This window comes from Psychrobacter okhotskensis (assembly GCF_013248965.1).
Taxonomy (GTDB): Bacteria; Pseudomonadota; Gammaproteobacteria; order Pseudomonadales; family Moraxellaceae; genus Psychrobacter; species Psychrobacter okhotskensis.
Genome location: NZ_JABRVQ010000023.1, coordinates 1 through 16,504, shown reverse-complemented (window position 1 = coordinate 16,504; position 16,504 = coordinate 1). Strand labels below are relative to the sequence as shown.

The 16,504-nt window shown below is 43.5% G+C and carries 13 protein-coding genes; 3 read left to right on the top strand and 10 right to left on the bottom strand.

Features of this window, described 5'->3' with window-relative positions; translation table 11 throughout:
- The first annotated feature begins 284 nt into the window (after nucleotides 1-284).
- Nucleotides 285-1,235, top strand: a complete 951-nt coding sequence (locus HQR03_RS11005; protein ID WP_173240212.1) for a DUF1853 family protein — start codon at nucleotides 285-287, stop codon at nucleotides 1,233-1,235.
- A gap of 176 nt (nucleotides 1,236-1,411) precedes the next feature.
- Here the strand turns inward: HQR03_RS11005 and HQR03_RS11000 are convergent, their stop codons facing one another.
- The 8 genes from HQR03_RS11000 to HQR03_RS10965 all read right to left on the bottom strand — a co-directional run bounded on the left by HQR03_RS11000 (nucleotide 1,412) and on the right by HQR03_RS10965 (nucleotide 10,601).
- Nucleotides 1,412-1,942: a DUF2726 domain-containing protein gene (locus HQR03_RS11000; protein ID WP_173240211.1), complete on the bottom strand. Its 531-nt coding sequence runs from the start codon at nucleotides 1,940-1,942 to the stop codon at nucleotides 1,412-1,414.
- A 298-nt stretch (nucleotides 1,943-2,240) separates the two neighbouring features.
- A complete protein-coding gene (locus tag HQR03_RS10995; protein WP_173240210.1) occupies nucleotides 2,241-3,452 on the bottom strand; it encodes an SPOR and LysM peptidoglycan-binding domain-containing protein in 1,212 nt (403 codons plus the stop codon).
- Between the two features lie 387 nt (nucleotides 3,453-3,839).
- On the bottom strand, nucleotides 3,840-5,195 hold the full coding sequence (gene folC / locus HQR03_RS10990) for a bifunctional tetrahydrofolate synthase/dihydrofolate synthase (RefSeq protein WP_173240209.1): 1,356 nt from the start codon (nucleotides 5,193-5,195) through the stop codon (nucleotides 3,840-3,842).
- 182 nt (nucleotides 5,196-5,377) lie between these two features.
- The gene (gene accD / locus HQR03_RS10985; RefSeq protein ID WP_025652170.1) at nucleotides 5,378-6,340 is read right to left on the bottom strand and encodes an acetyl-CoA carboxylase, carboxyltransferase subunit beta; all 963 of its coding nucleotides are present in this window, start codon (nucleotides 6,338-6,340) and stop codon (nucleotides 5,378-5,380) included.
- Between the two features lie 575 nt (nucleotides 6,341-6,915).
- On the bottom strand, nucleotides 6,916-7,740 hold the full coding sequence (gene trpA, locus HQR03_RS10980) for a tryptophan synthase subunit alpha (RefSeq protein ID WP_173240208.1): 825 nt from the start codon (nucleotides 7,738-7,740) through the stop codon (nucleotides 6,916-6,918).
- A 38-nt stretch (nucleotides 7,741-7,778) separates the two neighbouring features.
- Nucleotides 7,779-8,522 carry a hypothetical protein gene (locus HQR03_RS10975; protein WP_173240207.1) on the bottom strand — a complete coding sequence of 248 codons (744 nt, stop codon included), beginning with the start codon at nucleotides 8,520-8,522 and terminating at the stop codon, nucleotides 7,779-7,781.
- A gap of 12 nt (nucleotides 8,523-8,534) precedes the next feature.
- A complete protein-coding gene (trpB, locus tag HQR03_RS10970; RefSeq protein ID WP_173240231.1) occupies nucleotides 8,535-9,737 on the bottom strand; it encodes a tryptophan synthase subunit beta in 1,203 nt (400 codons plus the stop codon).
- Nucleotides 9,738-9,929: 192 nt separating this feature from the next.
- Entirely contained in the window at nucleotides 9,930-10,601 is a 672-nt protein-coding gene (locus HQR03_RS10965) for a phosphoribosylanthranilate isomerase (RefSeq protein WP_025652165.1), read from the bottom strand.
- 171 nt (nucleotides 10,602-10,772) lie between these two features.
- Between HQR03_RS10965 and HQR03_RS10960 the strand changes: the two genes are divergently transcribed.
- Entirely contained in the window at nucleotides 10,773-12,416 is a 1,644-nt protein-coding gene (locus HQR03_RS10960) for a cryptochrome/photolyase family protein (protein ID WP_173240206.1), read from the top strand.
- Between the two features lie 80 nt (nucleotides 12,417-12,496).
- On the opposite strand, the gene HQR03_RS10955 is transcribed toward HQR03_RS10960, so the two are convergent.
- Nucleotides 12,497-12,721, bottom strand: a complete 225-nt coding sequence (locus tag HQR03_RS10955) for a hypothetical protein (protein ID WP_173240205.1) — start codon at nucleotides 12,719-12,721, stop codon at nucleotides 12,497-12,499.
- 469 nt (nucleotides 12,722-13,190) lie between these two features.
- Nucleotides 13,191-13,934 (bottom strand): DUF4230 domain-containing protein, encoded by a 744-nt coding sequence (locus HQR03_RS10950; protein ID WP_173240204.1) that lies wholly within the window; start codon nucleotides 13,932-13,934, stop codon nucleotides 13,191-13,193.
- Nucleotides 13,935-14,607: 673 nt separating this feature from the next.
- On the opposite strand from HQR03_RS10950, the gene HQR03_RS10945 reads away from it, so the two are divergent.
- Entirely contained in the window at nucleotides 14,608-16,326 is a 1,719-nt protein-coding gene (locus HQR03_RS10945; RefSeq protein ID WP_173240203.1) for a proline--tRNA ligase, read from the top strand.
- Nucleotides 16,327-16,504: the final 178 nt, after the last annotated feature.

Genomic DNA, 16,504 nt, shown 5'->3' with positions numbered 1-16,504 from the left:
CATAGCCAAAGTTATTACCATAGACATAGACGCACAGGCAGCGACAAGTAGTGGAATTGTCATGCATGAAGTATGGTATAGATGGTTATTTATCATAGGTTATCATCTTAGTTTTAATAGTAAGGCATTATTGAGAAGCGCTATTCAACTTAATTTTTATATGATGAATATCATGCTTTAGTAATAGCACAATCAAGCACTACCCTAACCGATACTTGTCATCTATAGACTTTTGGCAAGCGAGCAGCTAGGGTAAATGCTACACCGTTATGATGACTTATCATATGTCCAAAATTATAGCCCAGCCCTTATCTACTCATGTCACAAATAACGCACCTTGGGAAATGTACCAGCGGCCTTATGTACGTGATTTGGCATATGTGCTGGCGTGCCCTAACGTCTTAACCGAATGGCTGGACTTTGCACCGCATCAGAATACACATGCCGTATCGGTACATAGCGCACACTTTTGGCAAATGCAGTTTGCAGCGTATCAGCAGCGTTTAAAAGAGCTAGATAGCACCAATGCTTATCAGGCGCTGACCCGCTATTTACTGATGCGTCCTAGCCCCAATCGTTTGGGTTTTCACTTTGAAGGGTTACTGTCATTTTGGTTAGAGGATGGGTTTGCGCGCGAGCTGCATCCGTATGAGACACTTGCGAATAATGTGCAGCTATATAATGGCAAGCAGACCATCGGTGAGCTTGATTTGATTTTGTATAATCATGATGAGAATCTGGTCGAGCATTGGGAGCTGGCCATCAAGTTTTTTATGGGGTCAGCGCCGTTTGAGCCTGTGAACTGGGTGGGGATTAATGCCAATGACAATTTACAGCGCAAGATGACACATATGCAGACCAAGCAATTTCGGACAGTGTGGGTAGATACCAAGGATAAAGGTCAGGTTAAAATTGATAAGCGTTATGGCTTGATCAAAGGGCGATTCTTTTTACCAATGGGCCTCAATAATCTCGTCTATCCATCTTGGCTAGCACCAAGCTTTCCCATGCACGAATGGTGCGATAAGTACGACACGAGCACTCTCGCGATACTTGATATCAGCGCATTGCGCGCCGCCCATTATATTGAATGGTTTAGCAAACGCGACTTTTATGATGGACGTCCGTCGGCACTTATCCATTCTGAAAACGGTATCTTAAAAACAGGATTATACTTTGAAGGTAATAGACCCATCGTCATTTATCCGAAGCAGCACGATGAGAAAAGCGACTGATGAAGCATTCCTCGTAAAGGTTTTATCTATAGTCAAAATATCCTAAAGACCTGATGGTATTGCTGATATCCATTCTTTGTCGTCTCTGTCTAGGTAAGCACAGCAACCAAGCAAGAAAAATGAATATCAGCTGTACGTGATGGTTCGATATTACTTTTCACTGACTATATTAACGCTCAATAAGTCTCAAGCACCTGCATCAGCTCATATCTGAGCATATCGGCACTGGGCATACGCTCAGCGTGAAAGCGCACGATAGCAATGCCAGCACTGGCTAAAGCTTTGTCCTTTTTATCGTCCGCCTTTTGCCGTGCCTTACTACTATGCGTCCAATCATCAAGCTCGATAGCAATCAGCGTGGTCTGAGCATCCATATCCACAATCACATAATCGACGCTTTGACGGCAGATACGATTGAACCAAAAGCTACGCTCGGACGCCTCACTGCTATTGCCTTCGATAATGCGTGACAGTTGAACTTGAACGAAAATATGATATTCCGGCAACGCACTTTTTAGCTTATTAAAGAAAATGACTTCCGTATCCGTCATAATCGGCATCGGCGCAAACGGCCAAATAGCCAACTCATCACCGCGTACTGGCTTTGGATCAGGCTCAACAACTGGAGGTCTTTTCAACAGCTTTGGTACGGTAATCAGCCCTAAAAACCCAACGGCCAATATTAAAAATATAACACCAAATGACATGGTTTTACCTTATACATGATTAAGGCAGCCAAATATGTATGACGACTTCCATAAAGTGACATACATACTCAACTGCGACAGGGCAGCCCTTATAGGCTGACCCGTTATACAGAAAAAATCAGGGGCAATCGGCGCACATCGTAGCTAAGCTTGCGCCAATCAGCAAACACTAAAACAAAAAACACGACAATAAATGTCGTGTTTGAATAAAACTCAGATAAAACAATAAAATCTAACCAAGACTCTGCTGTTTATTTAGCAACAATAGTCATCCGATTATAGTGATTTTCACACTATTTTAACGCCAGTAAAGTACCCAAGCGCTCGTCGTATTTACCTTGGGATCACTATTGATTTTGTCTTTTAGTGCCAAGGCAGCGACTTTACCACGTTCAGGACCGACGACGACTCGGACGCCACGACTGGTAGCGCTAGTCTTCACTTGATAGCCTGCTGACTTGAATTTTTTGGCCAATTCATCGGCTTTGGCTTGGTCATTCGCCAGGGCAACTTGTACCCCAAAGCTACCTTTAGCGTCTGTCTCTTTGACTTCTTTACGGGCTTCACTGAGTTTCTGCTGCGCTTCACGTTTGGCATCAGTCGACTTCTTGGCGAGCGCCTCTTCTTTTTGACGCTTCTCTTCACGAGCCTGTTCGGCTGCTGCTGCTTCACGTGCTAAACGATCTACCTGCTTACGCGATGGAATAGTAATACTCTGACCCAGTTGTAACGATGTCGATGGCGAAAGATTATTCGCTTGTGCTAAGACTTCTACAGGCATGTTGTATTGCCGCGCCAGTTTTATCAACCCATCACCTCTTTTTACTTGATAGTCAGAAGGCGATTTTGGTGGTTCATTCTTGGCAGCTTCTGCTGCTTGTTCAACCGCTTGTTTCTTTTTCTCAGCCATAGTCTGAGCCTCAGCTTGCTTTTTTGCTTCCGCTTGGCGTTTGGCTTCAGCCTGTCGCTTTGCTTCCGCTTCTTTTTTGGCAGCGGCTTGTTCTTTTAGCGCGGCCTGTCTTTTGGCTTCTTTTTGCTGGGCTTGAGCGGCCTGTTGCTTGTCATTGTCGCTCGTAGCGACAGTTGCTTCATTATTGGTACTAGGCTGTGCGCTTGAGGGTTGAACCACATTTTGAGCAGCTGCTGAACTATTGTCATCTTCGGCAGCAGGCGCGCTATTGGCTATATACTGCTGATTTTCCGCCCGCGATTTTGCCAAGGCTTGCGCCTCCGCGGTCTCTTGCTCCGTCAAAAACTGCTGCGCCCGCTTTTCTTGCTCAGCTACCCGCGCCGCCCGTTCTTTTTGCTTTTGCGCTAGGATACGTTTTTCAGTGTCGATGTCAGTGGTGAGTGGCTGCGGTGCCGCTTGCTCGGTACTGGGCTTATCGACCATCGCGGTCACGGGCTCAGGTTTATTACCGTCACCAATTTGTTGCACCATGGCATATAGCATTACGCTACCGCCGATAATCATCCCAATGCCCAATAAGGCTTGTCTCGAAAAGTTCATCCGTTTACGTCTCTTAGTTGGTAATAAGGTTGATTGGTCGGCACGGTTATTGTTAAAACCCTATCGGCTAATATCCTACCAGTGGTTTTGATAATTAGCCGCTGCCGCCCGTTACTGCCATCATCTCTCAAAGATTATGTCATATTTATAACAGCACGTTTTTATGAAAACGCTTTTTTATGAAAATACCTTTTATAAAGCATCTTATAATAAATCTATTTGTTTGCAAAAGCTCTTTGATTATAAAGTATATTTTTCATGCTGTCTGCTCTCACGCTGCTGTTAAGATAAGGGTCTATTGAACATTCAAATGTGGCACTGGCAGTCCTAATACTTGAATGTTCAATAGACCCTAACATTAAACTGGTCATATTTTCACTTAATTTCTCATTCTTCAAACGCTGCCAATACCTCACCAATGGTATGGAACGAACCACAAACGACAATGAGGTCTTGCGCCTGACTGCCATTTATAACGGCATCGGTCGCTTCTGATAAACGTTTAAATTCATGTATTTGCGCACTATCCACATAGTTGCTCAAGATACGTTGCAGCTGCTCAGTACTCGCCGCACGCGGATAGTCAATCTCAGCGATGAACCAGTCGCTAATCGGCAAGCCTGATTCGGTCAAACGTTGAACGACCTTGTCGATATCTTTATCCGCCAGCATAGAAAAGAGCATTTTGATAGTTGCAGGTGCGCTATTGGTTTGTTCATCACTATTTTGCTTCGCCACATGTTGCTGCCAGAGCGGTAGTAATTGCGCTAATAAAAACTCAACGCCTTGCTCATTATGTGCCACATCAAACAACCAGTGACGATTCTCTAACTCTCGATAGTCAAAGCGCCCTGCAAGCTTAACGGTCTGTAGCGCCTGCTCAATAGCAGCGATATCGACAGCCAATGAACTGGCCAGCACTGCTGATAAGGCATTGGCAGTATTGGTTAGTGACAGTGCTGGTCGTGGCAACTGTAGAGTAACAGCAGCATTACTATATTGCCAAGTAATTGCATCGATCTCGCGATAATGGAAGTCTTTGCCAACTTGATAACAAGTCGCCTGATTCTTATCGATAGCCTGCTGCACACTGGTTGGCATGTCGGTAGCGCCGTAAATCAGAGGCATATCATTGCGTAAGATACCTGCTTTTTCGCGGCCAATATCTTCGACATTGTCACCAAGCCAATCGACATGATCGATGCCAATATTGGTAATGACTGCCATATCAGGGTCAATAATATTGACGACATCTAAGCGACCACCGAGTCCCACTTCTAGCACCCATACATCACAGTCGGCTTCGGCAAATATCAATAATGCAGCCAATGTGGTCATCTCAAAAAACGACAACGTCAAAGCGCACTGTAATCGCGCCGCTTCTACTTTGCAAAAAGCGTTGATTAGTATCTCATCGCTGACCATTTCGCCATTGATACGTACACGCTCGTTAAAAGCACTCAGATGCGGTGATTGATAGAGAGCTGTCTTGTAACCCGCTGCTTGGCACATCTGTGCAATCACTGCCGTCGTTGAGCCTTTACCGTTGGTACCTGCCACAGTAAATACATAAGCATCATCTTGCGCTGACTTTACCACACCCAATGCTTCAGCGACTGGCAATACTCGTGATAAACCCATATCTATCGCCGAGACGTGTATCTGCTGCATATAATCTAGCCATTCCGTTAGGCTGGCTTTGTCATTAGGGCTATCAGGATTAGGGGCTAGAGAATCAGACATGGCGCAAACCTATATATAATTTTATGAAAATAAAGACCGTATATTTGCTAACTAAAACCAAAAATAGCATTTACCGTTATATGACGATAAATGCTATTAAGGAGTTTTGCATATTTTAGAGATATTAGCACGCTGCTAGCCAGTTATAAACTGAATCAGCTGCTCATGCTTATTATTCTGTGCTAAGCATCAACATTAGGAACACCACATAATTTCGCTAGCAAGCGATAAATAGTATCGATAAGCTGATGACGATGTACCACTTCATCGACCACGCCATGCTCTAACAAGAACTCGGCACGTTGGAAGGGCTCTTCTAGCGTCTCACGAACCGTTTGCTCAATCACGCGCTTGCCAGCAAAGCCAATCATGGCTTTTGGTTCTGCCAGATGAATATCACCGAGCATAGCGAGCGATGCCGTCACACCGCCATAAACGGGATTGGTCAGCACCACAATATACGGCACGCCAGCAATTCTTAAGCGTTCAATCGCCGCTGCGGTACGAGCCATTTGCATCAAAGACAATAGCCCTTCTTGCATACGCGCACCACCGGAAGCTGCAAAGCAAAGTAACGGCTTTTTCTCTTCAAGGGCTTTTTCCGCCGCTTGAACAAATCGATCGCCAACGACTGAGCCCATCGAGCCACCCATAAAGCGGAAATCAAAAGCACAAGCCACGACGTCAAGATTGCGCAGCTTACCATACATAGCAATCAGCGCTTCAGATTCGCCTGTTTTTTCTTGCGCTTCACTCATGCGCTTTGGATATGGCTTACTATCGACGAATCTTAGCGGATCTTTTGCCGTAAATTCTTGCCCAAGCTCACCATCTACTTGATCCAATATCCAATGCAGACGCTCACGAGCACTCATCGGTAAATGATGATCGCAGTGCGGGCACACATAACAGTTAAAAATCAGCGCCGTGTTAGTAATCATCGAATGACAATTACTGCACTTGGTTGACGGCTCAGTCTCTACTGCTGTCAAAGGCGCTGTCAATTGCTGCTTGATACCCGGTATCGGGCGATTAAACCACGATTGCCCAGCGGTGTTCCCGTTCGGCTCGGCATTGGTTTTTTCAGTATTGTTCGGCGTAGTCATGTCAGGTTTTGTTATTGTATCAGTCATATTATTTGCCATCATCAAAGGCTTATCGACAAGTTGGCTCATTCCCTTGTCCTTGAGAGTTTAATGGTTGTCTAGACCAAACGTCAAATACCAGCATAACATGAGCCGTTATGCGACACGTTTACGTACCTATCTTTACGTACCTATCTTTACGTATCTATCTTTAGGTACATATATGACAGTCTATTGTACTTATTGATACCTATTATGCTTATCGATATCAAGCAATCTATAGAACGATCAATAAATGCTATTTTAACAACCACTATTATAATTATATTAGTTTACACTCGTAAACTAAATTTAGCAAAGTCATTTAACTTTGTGTTTATAAATACTAAGTGCTTATAAACACTAAGCGCTCATAAATAATAAGTCTTTATAAACCGTAAATTAAGGTGGCTACGCTATTGACCATTTCTCAAGTTAAGACCATAAAACCCATACAGTATTGATAGCAGATGTTAAATGATAGATATTGGATGGATAGCGACGCTAAATACGTTCATTTCGCGAATCAAGTCCACGATTCACTCTACTGATAATTTTTATAAGCGATCAGTATATCAGGCAATCACTATATAAATCTAAGCGCTCAAGCTATCCAACGCGCCGCGTAGCTCGTCCATCTTAGCCATGATTTTTTGCTGAGCCGCCGCAACAGCAGTCGCATCACTTGCATCTATATCGGCAAAGTTTTGCACCAACGCACTACCGACAATAATACCATCGGCATGCTCACCGATTGCTTTGGCAGATGCCGCATCACGAATACCAAAACCCACGCATACTGGCAAATCGGTCTCGGCTTTAATCGCTTGCACTTGAGTCGCTACATCATTTGTATCGAGCGTTGCTGAACCGGTGACGCCTTTTAGCGAAACGTAATAAATATAGCCGCCACAATGGGTCAATACTTGCTCGCGGCGCTCCGGCAAAGTGGTCGGCGATAATAAGAAAATCTCATTCATCGAGTTGTCAGTCAAATGCTGGGTGAAGCTGCCCGCCTCTGCTGGTGGCAAATCAACCATCAAAATACCATCGACGCCGCACTGCTCGCATAATGCGACAAAGTTGTCATAACCGATGATTTCAACGGGATTGAGATAGCCCATCAAAATGATTGGGGTTTGGCTGTCTTGCTGACGAAACTCAGCCACCATTTTTAGCGCATCACGCGTACTCGTTCCTGCTGCTAAAGCGCGCTCGCCTGCTAAAGCAACCGTCGGACCATCTGCCATCGGATCAGAGAATGGTAAGCCCAACTCAATCATATCTGCGCCATGCTTGACTAAGTCATGAAGCAAACCAACGGTGCTGCTAGGATTGGGGTCGCCTGCCATGACATACGGAATCAGGGCTTTTTTATTCTGTGCTTTTAACGTTTTAAAAATGCTTTCAATTCGGGTCATAGTGTTCTCTTTAGTTATCTATCTCTTCAGACAAGTTATTATTTAAATTTTATATTGATAATAGTGTCGCCATTTTGACCTTGTACTAACCATGCTCCATTCATAACCTTTTCTAGATTATTGAAACCAGATAATACCTGTTCCTGCTTACTGATATTACCCTTGTAGACTGTCTTAATAACTTTATTAGCTATCAATAAATAAGTCTTACAGATTAGTTTGCTATGCTCTTCAATAGTTAACTTAAAGTCAATATTATTACTTTCGTCATTTTTAGGGTTAAAATATGTCAGCTCATAATCATCGAACTGTAATCTAACAGGTACAAACATTTCAGTCTCAGAATCACCTTGGATAGTATAATTAATACTATGAGCACCTAGCTTATGACGAGCTTGCGTTATAGTTAAATTATTGAATTCTTGTTTTATAAATTTTGGATTTGGACAATTGAATAGCTTAAATATATGTAGAATAGCTTGTTGCTGTTGGTAAACAGCATTCAAAACTCCATATAATCTCAGATACTTCTCACCCAAATCATTATATTTGGTAGGACCTGATAAACCAAACTTCAAAAAACTTTTTAAGGCTTCATTAGAGTCTTCTAAAATATCCTCAGAAGCAATAATTTCGTTCCAATCATTTTTCGAATTTAGCTTAAATTTTTGTTGAGCAAAGCCTAGAAAGTCATCGGTTTCTTTAGAAAATACCTGCTCCCTTGTAAACTCAATAAACCTATGGTTTATTAAGTTTACTAAGTCCACCATATCTGTCTTCAAAAAAACGTCCTTTTACAACTCAATTCCTTCCGCTTTCATCACTGAATGCAAATCTTTATCACCGCGACCCGACATATTCACAATGATGGTTTGATCAGGGGTCATAGTTTTAGCCAGCTTTAGCGCATAAGCAACGGCATGAGCAGACTCAAGCGCAGGGATGATGCCTTCTTTACGCGTCACTTCATGGAAACCTTCTAGCGATTCTTTATCGGTACAGCCTACATATTCAACACGTTTCATATCTTTTAAGAAGCTGTGCTCAGGACCAACGCCAGGGTAATCAAGACCCGCAGAGATAGAATGCGTCTCTTGAATCTGTCCGTCATCATCTGCCATTAGATAAGTACGATTGCCGTGCAATACGCCAATACGACCAGCAGCAAGTGGCGCTGAATGACGACCCGTTTCGATACCATCACCTGTCGCTTCGACACCATACATTTTGACATCAGTATCATTTAAGAAATCAAAGAACAAACCAATCGCATTTGAGCCACCGCCGACACAAGCGACCAAGGCATCAGGTAATTTACCAGTTATTTGCAAATGCTGAATACGTGCTTCTTTACCGATAATCGCTTGAAAATCACGCACGAGTAGCGGATAAGGATGCGGACCAGCGACCGTACCGATAATGTAATAAGTGCTATCGACATTGGTAACCCAATCACGCATCGCTTCATTCATCGCATCTTTAAGGGTACGTGAGCCAGAAGTGACTGGCACCACCGTCGCACCCAATAAACGCATACGGTAGACGTTCATCTTTTGGCGTTCGACATCATCAGCACCCATATAGACGATACATTCTAACCCTAAACGTGCGGCAATCGTCGCCGTCGCTACGCCATGTTGCCCTGCGCCCGTCTCAGCGATGATACGTTGTTTGCCGCTCATCTTGGCAAGCAGTGCCTGACCAATAGTGTTATTTACCTTATGCGCACCAGTATGGTTAAGGTCTTCACGCTTAAAGTAAATTTGCGCACCACCAATCTCATCACTGAGACGCTTGGCATGATAAAGCGGTGTTGGGCGACCGACGTAATTGACCAAATCGTTATGGTACTCTTCCCAGAATGCAGGATCGGCTTTGACTTTGGTATATAACGCTTCTAGCTCTTCTAGTGCTGCCATCAATGTTTCAGAAACAAAACGACCGCCATGCACACCAAAGTGCCCACGAGCATCGGGATACTGATTGAAGTCTTGCACATCAGCTGGATTGGTAAAAGTATTGACGGCTTGTGCCGTGGCTGATAAATCTTTGTTAGCGACATGACTCATGATAATTCCTACTGTAATAAGTGGTATTTTTTAATATAAATAGTGGAGAACGAAAAAATAAGATTTGAGCAGAAAATCGGAATAACGACCAAATAAGGATAAAGGTGCTTTATGAATCGCTTAGATGGCGTCAGTGACCGTCACGCTTTGCCATCGATCGCGTTTGACCGCTTTCATAAAGGCGCGCATTTTGGCAGCATCTTTTTTGCCTTTAGCCGCCTCGATACCACCGCTGACATCAACAGCGTAAATGGGTAACTCTGTCGTCGCAGCGACGTTTTGAGCATCAAGACCGCCCGCTAAGACAATCGGTAACGAGCTATGGTGAGGAATAAGGCTCCAATCAAAGCGCGCGCCTGTACCACCATATTTATGCTGATGATAAGCATCGAGCAAAATACTACTCGCCCCTGCCGCTGCAAAGCTATCAATACGCGCGCTTACGCTAGCAAGGGTATCTTTCTCCGCATTGATGCGTAAGGCTTTTATCCAGCGTTTATTGACCGCATTTGCCAGTTGTTGGCACTGCTCAGGGCTTTCATCACCGTGGAATTGAATGATATCAAATGCAACATGGTTCGCCAGTTCAACCAACTCTTCGTGTGACATATTAACCACCAAGGCGACGACGCTGACAAAGGCAGGAACGGCGATGCTTAAGGTTTGGGCTTGTTCCATGGTCACAGCACGTGGACTGGGCGGATAAAATACCAAGCCGACCGCATCGACACCCAATTGGGTGGCAGTATGAATATCAGCTACGTCGGTAAACCCGCAAAACTTCACGTGCATGGTGTGACCTTAAAATACAGCAGCCATAGATTGGCTGTCATAGCGATTAAGCATAAAATGATGAGGATTTGTTACTCAATGAGTAAATCAATTGCATCCAAAAACTTATCCTAGCATACTTTTATTCATAGTTTTGTTTATGATTGCGATTGATTAATATGAGGATACTTAATGTCTAACACTGCGTCGGCAACTACCACTACCATTGATGACAACGATAGCAATAATAATAGCAACGATGATAATACCAGCCTAACCTCTGCCCATTATTTGATGTGGTTTCGCCGTGATCTACGCCTACATGACAACACCGCTTTAGCAGCGCTTTGTGAGCGTGCCCGTGATAATGACGCATCAGTAAGCGCTGTGTTCTTCCTCACCCCTGAGCAATGGCAAACGCACGACATGTCCTTGGTTCAACTCGATCATATCGCCCGTACCTTGCCAATATTGGCAAATGACTTGCACAAACAGTTAAATATCACCTTGCATGTACAGGTTTGCGATAGTTTCTCTGATTGTGTGGATTCATTAGACGCCTTATGTGCAGCCAATAATATTAGCTGCGTCATGGCCAATCATGAATATGAGGGCAATGAGATTGAGCGCGACGCACAATTGAGCCAGCTGCTTGCAAAAAGTGACATCGAGTTTATACGCTGGCATGATCAATGTATTTTACCACCGAAAAGCATCACTACCAATGACGACAGTATGTATCAAGTATTTACGCCATTTTATAAAAAATGGCGGCATACCTTGGAAGTTAGCAACATACAACTGCATAAAGCTTTAGCAATCAATAGTGATAACGCTACTTTAAAAATATCGAAACAGACCGTCAATACTGCCAACACGATAGAAGCATTAAGCCAAAAAGTGGTTAAAGATTATCAACAGTCATTAGCAAATAATACCCAGCTCAGTCATATTGATAGCGAGGCACAGCTTACTAACGCACGTGCTGCCTATCCTGCTGGGGAAGTGGCCGCTTGTCACCGCTTGGATCAATTCGTTGCAGATGATATTCATAACTATGATGTGAGCCGCGATGTGCCAAGCTTACATGCCACCAGTCAGTTGTCAGCGTATCTGACAATTGGGGCCATCAGTCCCAGACTTTGCTATTTGCAAGCAGCTAAAGCACAAGAACAAGAACAAGAACAATTGCATGGTAATAATGGTGACAATGAAGACATCAATCGCTGGATCAGTGAGCTGGCATGGCGAGACTTTTATCGCCATGTCTTAGCGGATAAACCAGAGCTTATTCAGCATCAGGCTTATAAACACGAGACCGACATTAAGATTAATTGGTCATACAATGAGGATGATTTTGATGCGTGGTGTACAGGTAGGACTGGCGTGCCTTTAGTCGATGCCGCGATGCGTTGCTTAAATGCGACGGGCTTTATGCACAATCGCTTACGCATGGTCACCGCGATGTTTTTGACCAAGGACTTACTGATTGATTGGCGCTTAGGCGAGCTTTATTTTATGCAGCAGCTAATAGACGGTGACTTTGCCTCAAATAATGGTGGCTGGCAATGGAGCGCCTCGACCGGTACGGACTCTGCGCCCTACTTCCGTATTATGAATCCCTTTAGCCAAGCCAAAACTCATGACCCTGATGGGGAATTCATAAAGGAATGGTTACCTGAATTAAAGGATATGCCTGCCAGCATCTTGCATAGCGAAGAGAAACTGCGTAAAGCAATCAACACCGACGGTATGTTTGCGAAGCTAGATTACCCAGTCCCGATGGTCGAACACAAAGCGGTACGGCAACTGGCGATTGCTGAATTTAAAAAATAAAGATTAGGCCGTCATAAGGAGACCAATATTCATAGAATAAGGTCTATTAGGTAAAAGAATCATAACCATTAGCCGTTTCGCTACTTAACTTCCGTCATAGTGCTTTCCGGAACATCAACATTGTGAGTGTTATTGGGCGTCTCTAATGTTTTTGTTAGGATGCTATATAAAGCAAATGCTAATAAGGTGAAGCTAATAATTAACAATATCCATGTCGCAAACGAAAGTCTTTCTGTTAGCTTGAGGTTTTTATTTAATTTATCGCGCTTATCATTAGTAGCAGGTTGATTATTGAAAATTGTCATATGCATTACCTCTTATATTATATGAGCTTTCTTATCATCAATATTTATAAGACTGGTATAAATTTTTCTAGGGCATGTCATCATTTAGATTGTGAGGCGTAGAGTGAGGCAAATTGCAGCCAAACAAGGAAGAAATTACCGTAAATATGAACATATTGACAAGATTTCTGACGATACTTGGCAAAATTTAGCCATTTTAAGACCACTAAATGTATTCATGTGCTAATTGATGACACGCCCTAGTCTGCTATGTGCAATTTAGACGTAGGCTTTGAAAAATCAGTTTCAGCAGTACTTTATTCTTTTTTTAGAATAGATTCATTATATACCACTATGATAGCGTGGTTATCGATAATTTTGAACTAAAAATGTTAGGGCGTGTGCTAAATCTGAATAGAAGCAACTAAGCAGGCTAAAAATGAAGATACACCCTGATTAGAGCCCTCAATAAGCATTTAGGTCTCTAAATCTACGACGTACTTGTTGGCAATTGGCACGCCCCTGCGCCCTGCGTGGTGACCGTGACCACAGCTCCTGTCAACGCAAACAGCTGTTGTAGTTGGGTCTGGGCGTTTTTTAGTGCCATGTTCATGACATCGCCGCGACAAGCACGCTCAAGCACTTCTTTTTTTGCCATACTTTGCGCTTGCTCCCAGATTTTAGGATCCACTTGCATCATGCCAAAAGCGCCCGTCTGCCAGTCATAAATCTCGATGTCGTCTAGATAGACAGAGAATATCTCTGACGGTGGTAAGGTAATATTAATCTGCGGCATCATTGAGACTGGCGTATTAACATCGGCCTGCTTTGCTTCATCTATCTCAATATCAGGTTGAACCACTTGCACCATTTCAGGCGTCAAGTCGCTCAAATCAATCCCTGCTTCTACGCGGCCGCGGGCGATAAACAACCCTTTTTGTTCATCTTGCCAAAGTTTCATCCAACTCCCTGGGCGCTCGCTTGTGATAACGGTATCTACACTAAAGGCGACCGTTTGTAGCCGATTGAGCTGCTGGATTTGCGTGACCACACCCTCACGAGTAATGGTCTCTATTGGCGCCTCTTTATTCAGATTTTGCACAGTATAAATCGCAAAAACGATGGCGGCCAGACCAATAAGTAATACCAGCCACGACATCAGAGCAATGGGCTTTTTTACTGGCTGAGCAGTGGTGTTATTGCTGGCAGAAGAACGTTTATCAGGATTGATCATTTAAGCCACCTTAAGGTTTCATCGTTTATTGTTAGAGTTTTATCATATGTTTATCAAAAGCTTTATTTATGGACACGTCTTATATAAAAGCCTCTTCTAGAAACTGTGTTTGATCATTCGCTTAATCAGCTTTTTATGAATAGAGTCCGTAAATATGGTGTGACTTAGATGATGTTTTTGAACCATTACTTCAAGTAATAACTACCAATCCTCTACATAATTGTTGACAAATATCCCTACATAAAAAGAGTAGAGATCTTTATACAAATGTCTTTAAAATCAGTAAATCATCAGATGATTGAGGTGAGACTGAGCTGTTTCTACGATGTTCGCTCTGAAAAAACAAAAAGTCATTGCGTCTTAGGCAAACTTTACCTAACATAGTCAGATTGCATGAACAAAATGCCAGCATATATTTATTCTTCAGGCTTTTAGTCTGAATATTTGTGTTTGCATAGCCCGATATATTGATGCATCAACTACAACTACGCCCTGCTGTGTGCAGGATGTGGTTACTAAAGTGCTTTTTGTGAAAGCCTTCTTTCGCTAGGCAATGTCCTAGCCTATTACCAAGTAATAAAGGTAAGCTTGCGGCGGTTCTGAGACTTTCAGCAACATGCTCAACATCCTACTACTTCTTATTTTTTATCGTTGATAAGGTTACGCTTTATTTATGAAAGCCAGTCAATTTTTGTTTGCTACTCTAAAAGAAACCCCAAGTGATGCCGATATCGCTTCAAGCCAATTAATGGTGCGCGCCGGTCTTATTCGTAAAATCGCTTCTGGGTTATATATTTGGTTGCCCATGGGGCTACGCGTCTTGCAAAAAGTCGAACGTATTGTTCGTGAAGAGATGCAGAATATTGGCGGGCAAGAAGTGCTCATGCCAATGACTCAGCCAGCAGAACTCTGGCAAACGACCGGTCGTTTTAATGATTACGGCCCTGAGCTATTGCGCTTTAAAGACCGCCATGATCGCGACTTTGTGCTTGGTCCGACCCATGAAGAAGTCATCACTAATCTTGCGCAAGGCGAGCTACGTAGTTATAAACAGCTACCGATTACTTTCTTTCAAATTCAAAACAAATTCCGTGATGAGATTCGTCCACGCTTTGGTGTGATGCGCGCACGCGAATTTACTATGAAAGATGCCTATTCATTTCATGTTGATCAGGCCTCATTGGCCAAGACCTATCATGATATGTATGACGCTTACACGCGCATCTTTACCCGTTTGGGTTTAGATTTTCGCGCGGTACAAGCAGACACTGGCTCTATCGGTGGTTTTGCGTCGCATGAATTTCATGTCTTAGCAGACAGTGGCGAAGATGATATCGCCTTCTCTGACTCGTCCGATTATGCAGCAAACGTTGAGCTAGCTGAATCTGTAAGCACTGCTGAGCGTCAGCCACCCAAAATGGAACGCGAAGACGTGTTAACTGAGGAGATGACCAGTTGTAAAATGGTTGCGGAACATCTGGATGTCCCATTAGCCACTACGGTTAAAACGTTAATCGTTCATGGTCATGATGAGAATGATGAGCCACAGCTTATAGCGATCGTACTGCGCGGTGATCATCAATTAAATACGATCAAAGCGGAGAAAATCGAAGAAGCCAACGTCCCATTGACCATGGCATCTGATGAAGAGCTAAAAGCCGCAGGTCTGCACAAAGGCTATATAGGTGTTGATTTAGATATGCCGGTGTTTGTCGATCGTTCGGCAGCAGCACTATCAGATTTTGTCTGCGGTGCGAATGAAGTCAATAAACACACCATCGGTATGAACTGGGCAAGAGACACTCGTATCACGCGTATTGTTGATGTGCGTAACGTGCAAGAAGGCGACCCTTCTCCTGATGGTAAAGGCAGTCTAAAAATCAAACGCGGTATCGAAGTGGGTCATATCTTCCAGCTCGGTGATAAGTACTCGCAAGCGATGAATGCGACCGTATCTGGTGAAGATGGCAAGCCAGTCACTCTAATGATGGGTTGCTACGGTATTGGTGTCAGCCGTATTATCGCTGCTGCTATCGAACAGAATAACGATGAAAACGGTATCATGTGGCCAAAAACGCCGACCGTTGACGATTCGATTGCACCTTTTGAAGTCGCTATCATACCGATGAAGTCAAAAGAAGAGACCGTCATGCAGACCGCTACTGCCCTGTATGACGAGTTAAAGGCTCAAGGTATCAACGTGCTACTCGATGACCGTAACGAGCGTCCAGGCGTTAAGTTTGCTGATCTTGAATTGATTGGTATTCCGCACCGTATCGTCGTCTCTGATCGCAATCTTGCAGAGGACAAATACGAGTACGTCAATCGCCGTGAGACAGAAAAGCAGATGCTAAGCCGTGAAGAAGTAATAGCAAAAGTAAGCGGCAAATAGTTTTACTCGTAAAAACTGTGCCATAAAAAGCGCCTATCTCATTTAATGAGATAGGCGCTTTTTTACTTCTTAGATTAACACATGAAGTGCAATATCAAAGAGCAGGTGAAAAAGAGGCCTAGATGCGCTAGCATCAAAGCTACTATCCACCGCCAAAGTGAGATTGCAACCATGAGCT

Coding starts and splice junctions, on each gene's coding strand:
- HQR03_RS11005 (WP_173240212.1), top strand. CDS start 285: ATGTCCAAAATTATAGCCCAGCCCTTATCTACTCATGTCACAAATAAC.
- HQR03_RS11000 (WP_173240211.1), bottom strand. CDS start 1,942: ATGTCATTTGGTGTTATATTTTTAATATTGGCCGTTGGGTTTTTAGGG.
- HQR03_RS10995 (WP_173240210.1), bottom strand. CDS start 3,452: ATGAACTTTTCGAGACAAGCCTTATTGGGCATTGGGATGATTATCGGC.
- folC (WP_173240209.1), bottom strand. CDS start 5,195: ATGTCTGATTCTCTAGCCCCTAATCCTGATAGCCCTAATGACAAAGCC.
- accD (WP_025652170.1), bottom strand. CDS start 6,340: ATGGCAAATAATATGACTGATACAATAACAAAACCTGACATGACTACG.
- trpA (WP_173240208.1), bottom strand. CDS start 7,740: ATGACCCGAATTGAAAGCATTTTTAAAACGTTAAAAGCACAGAATAAA.
- HQR03_RS10965 (WP_025652165.1), bottom strand. CDS start 10,601: ATGCACGTGAAGTTTTGCGGGTTTACCGACGTAGCTGATATTCATACT.
- HQR03_RS10960 (WP_173240206.1), top strand. CDS start 10,773: ATGTCTAACACTGCGTCGGCAACTACCACTACCATTGATGACAACGAT.
- HQR03_RS10955 (WP_173240205.1), bottom strand. CDS start 12,721: ATGACAATTTTCAATAATCAACCTGCTACTAATGATAAGCGCGATAAA.
- HQR03_RS10950 (WP_173240204.1), bottom strand. CDS start 13,934: ATGATCAATCCTGATAAACGTTCTTCTGCCAGCAATAACACCACTGCT.
- HQR03_RS10945 (WP_173240203.1), top strand. CDS start 14,608: ATGAAAGCCAGTCAATTTTTGTTTGCTACTCTAAAAGAAACCCCAAGT.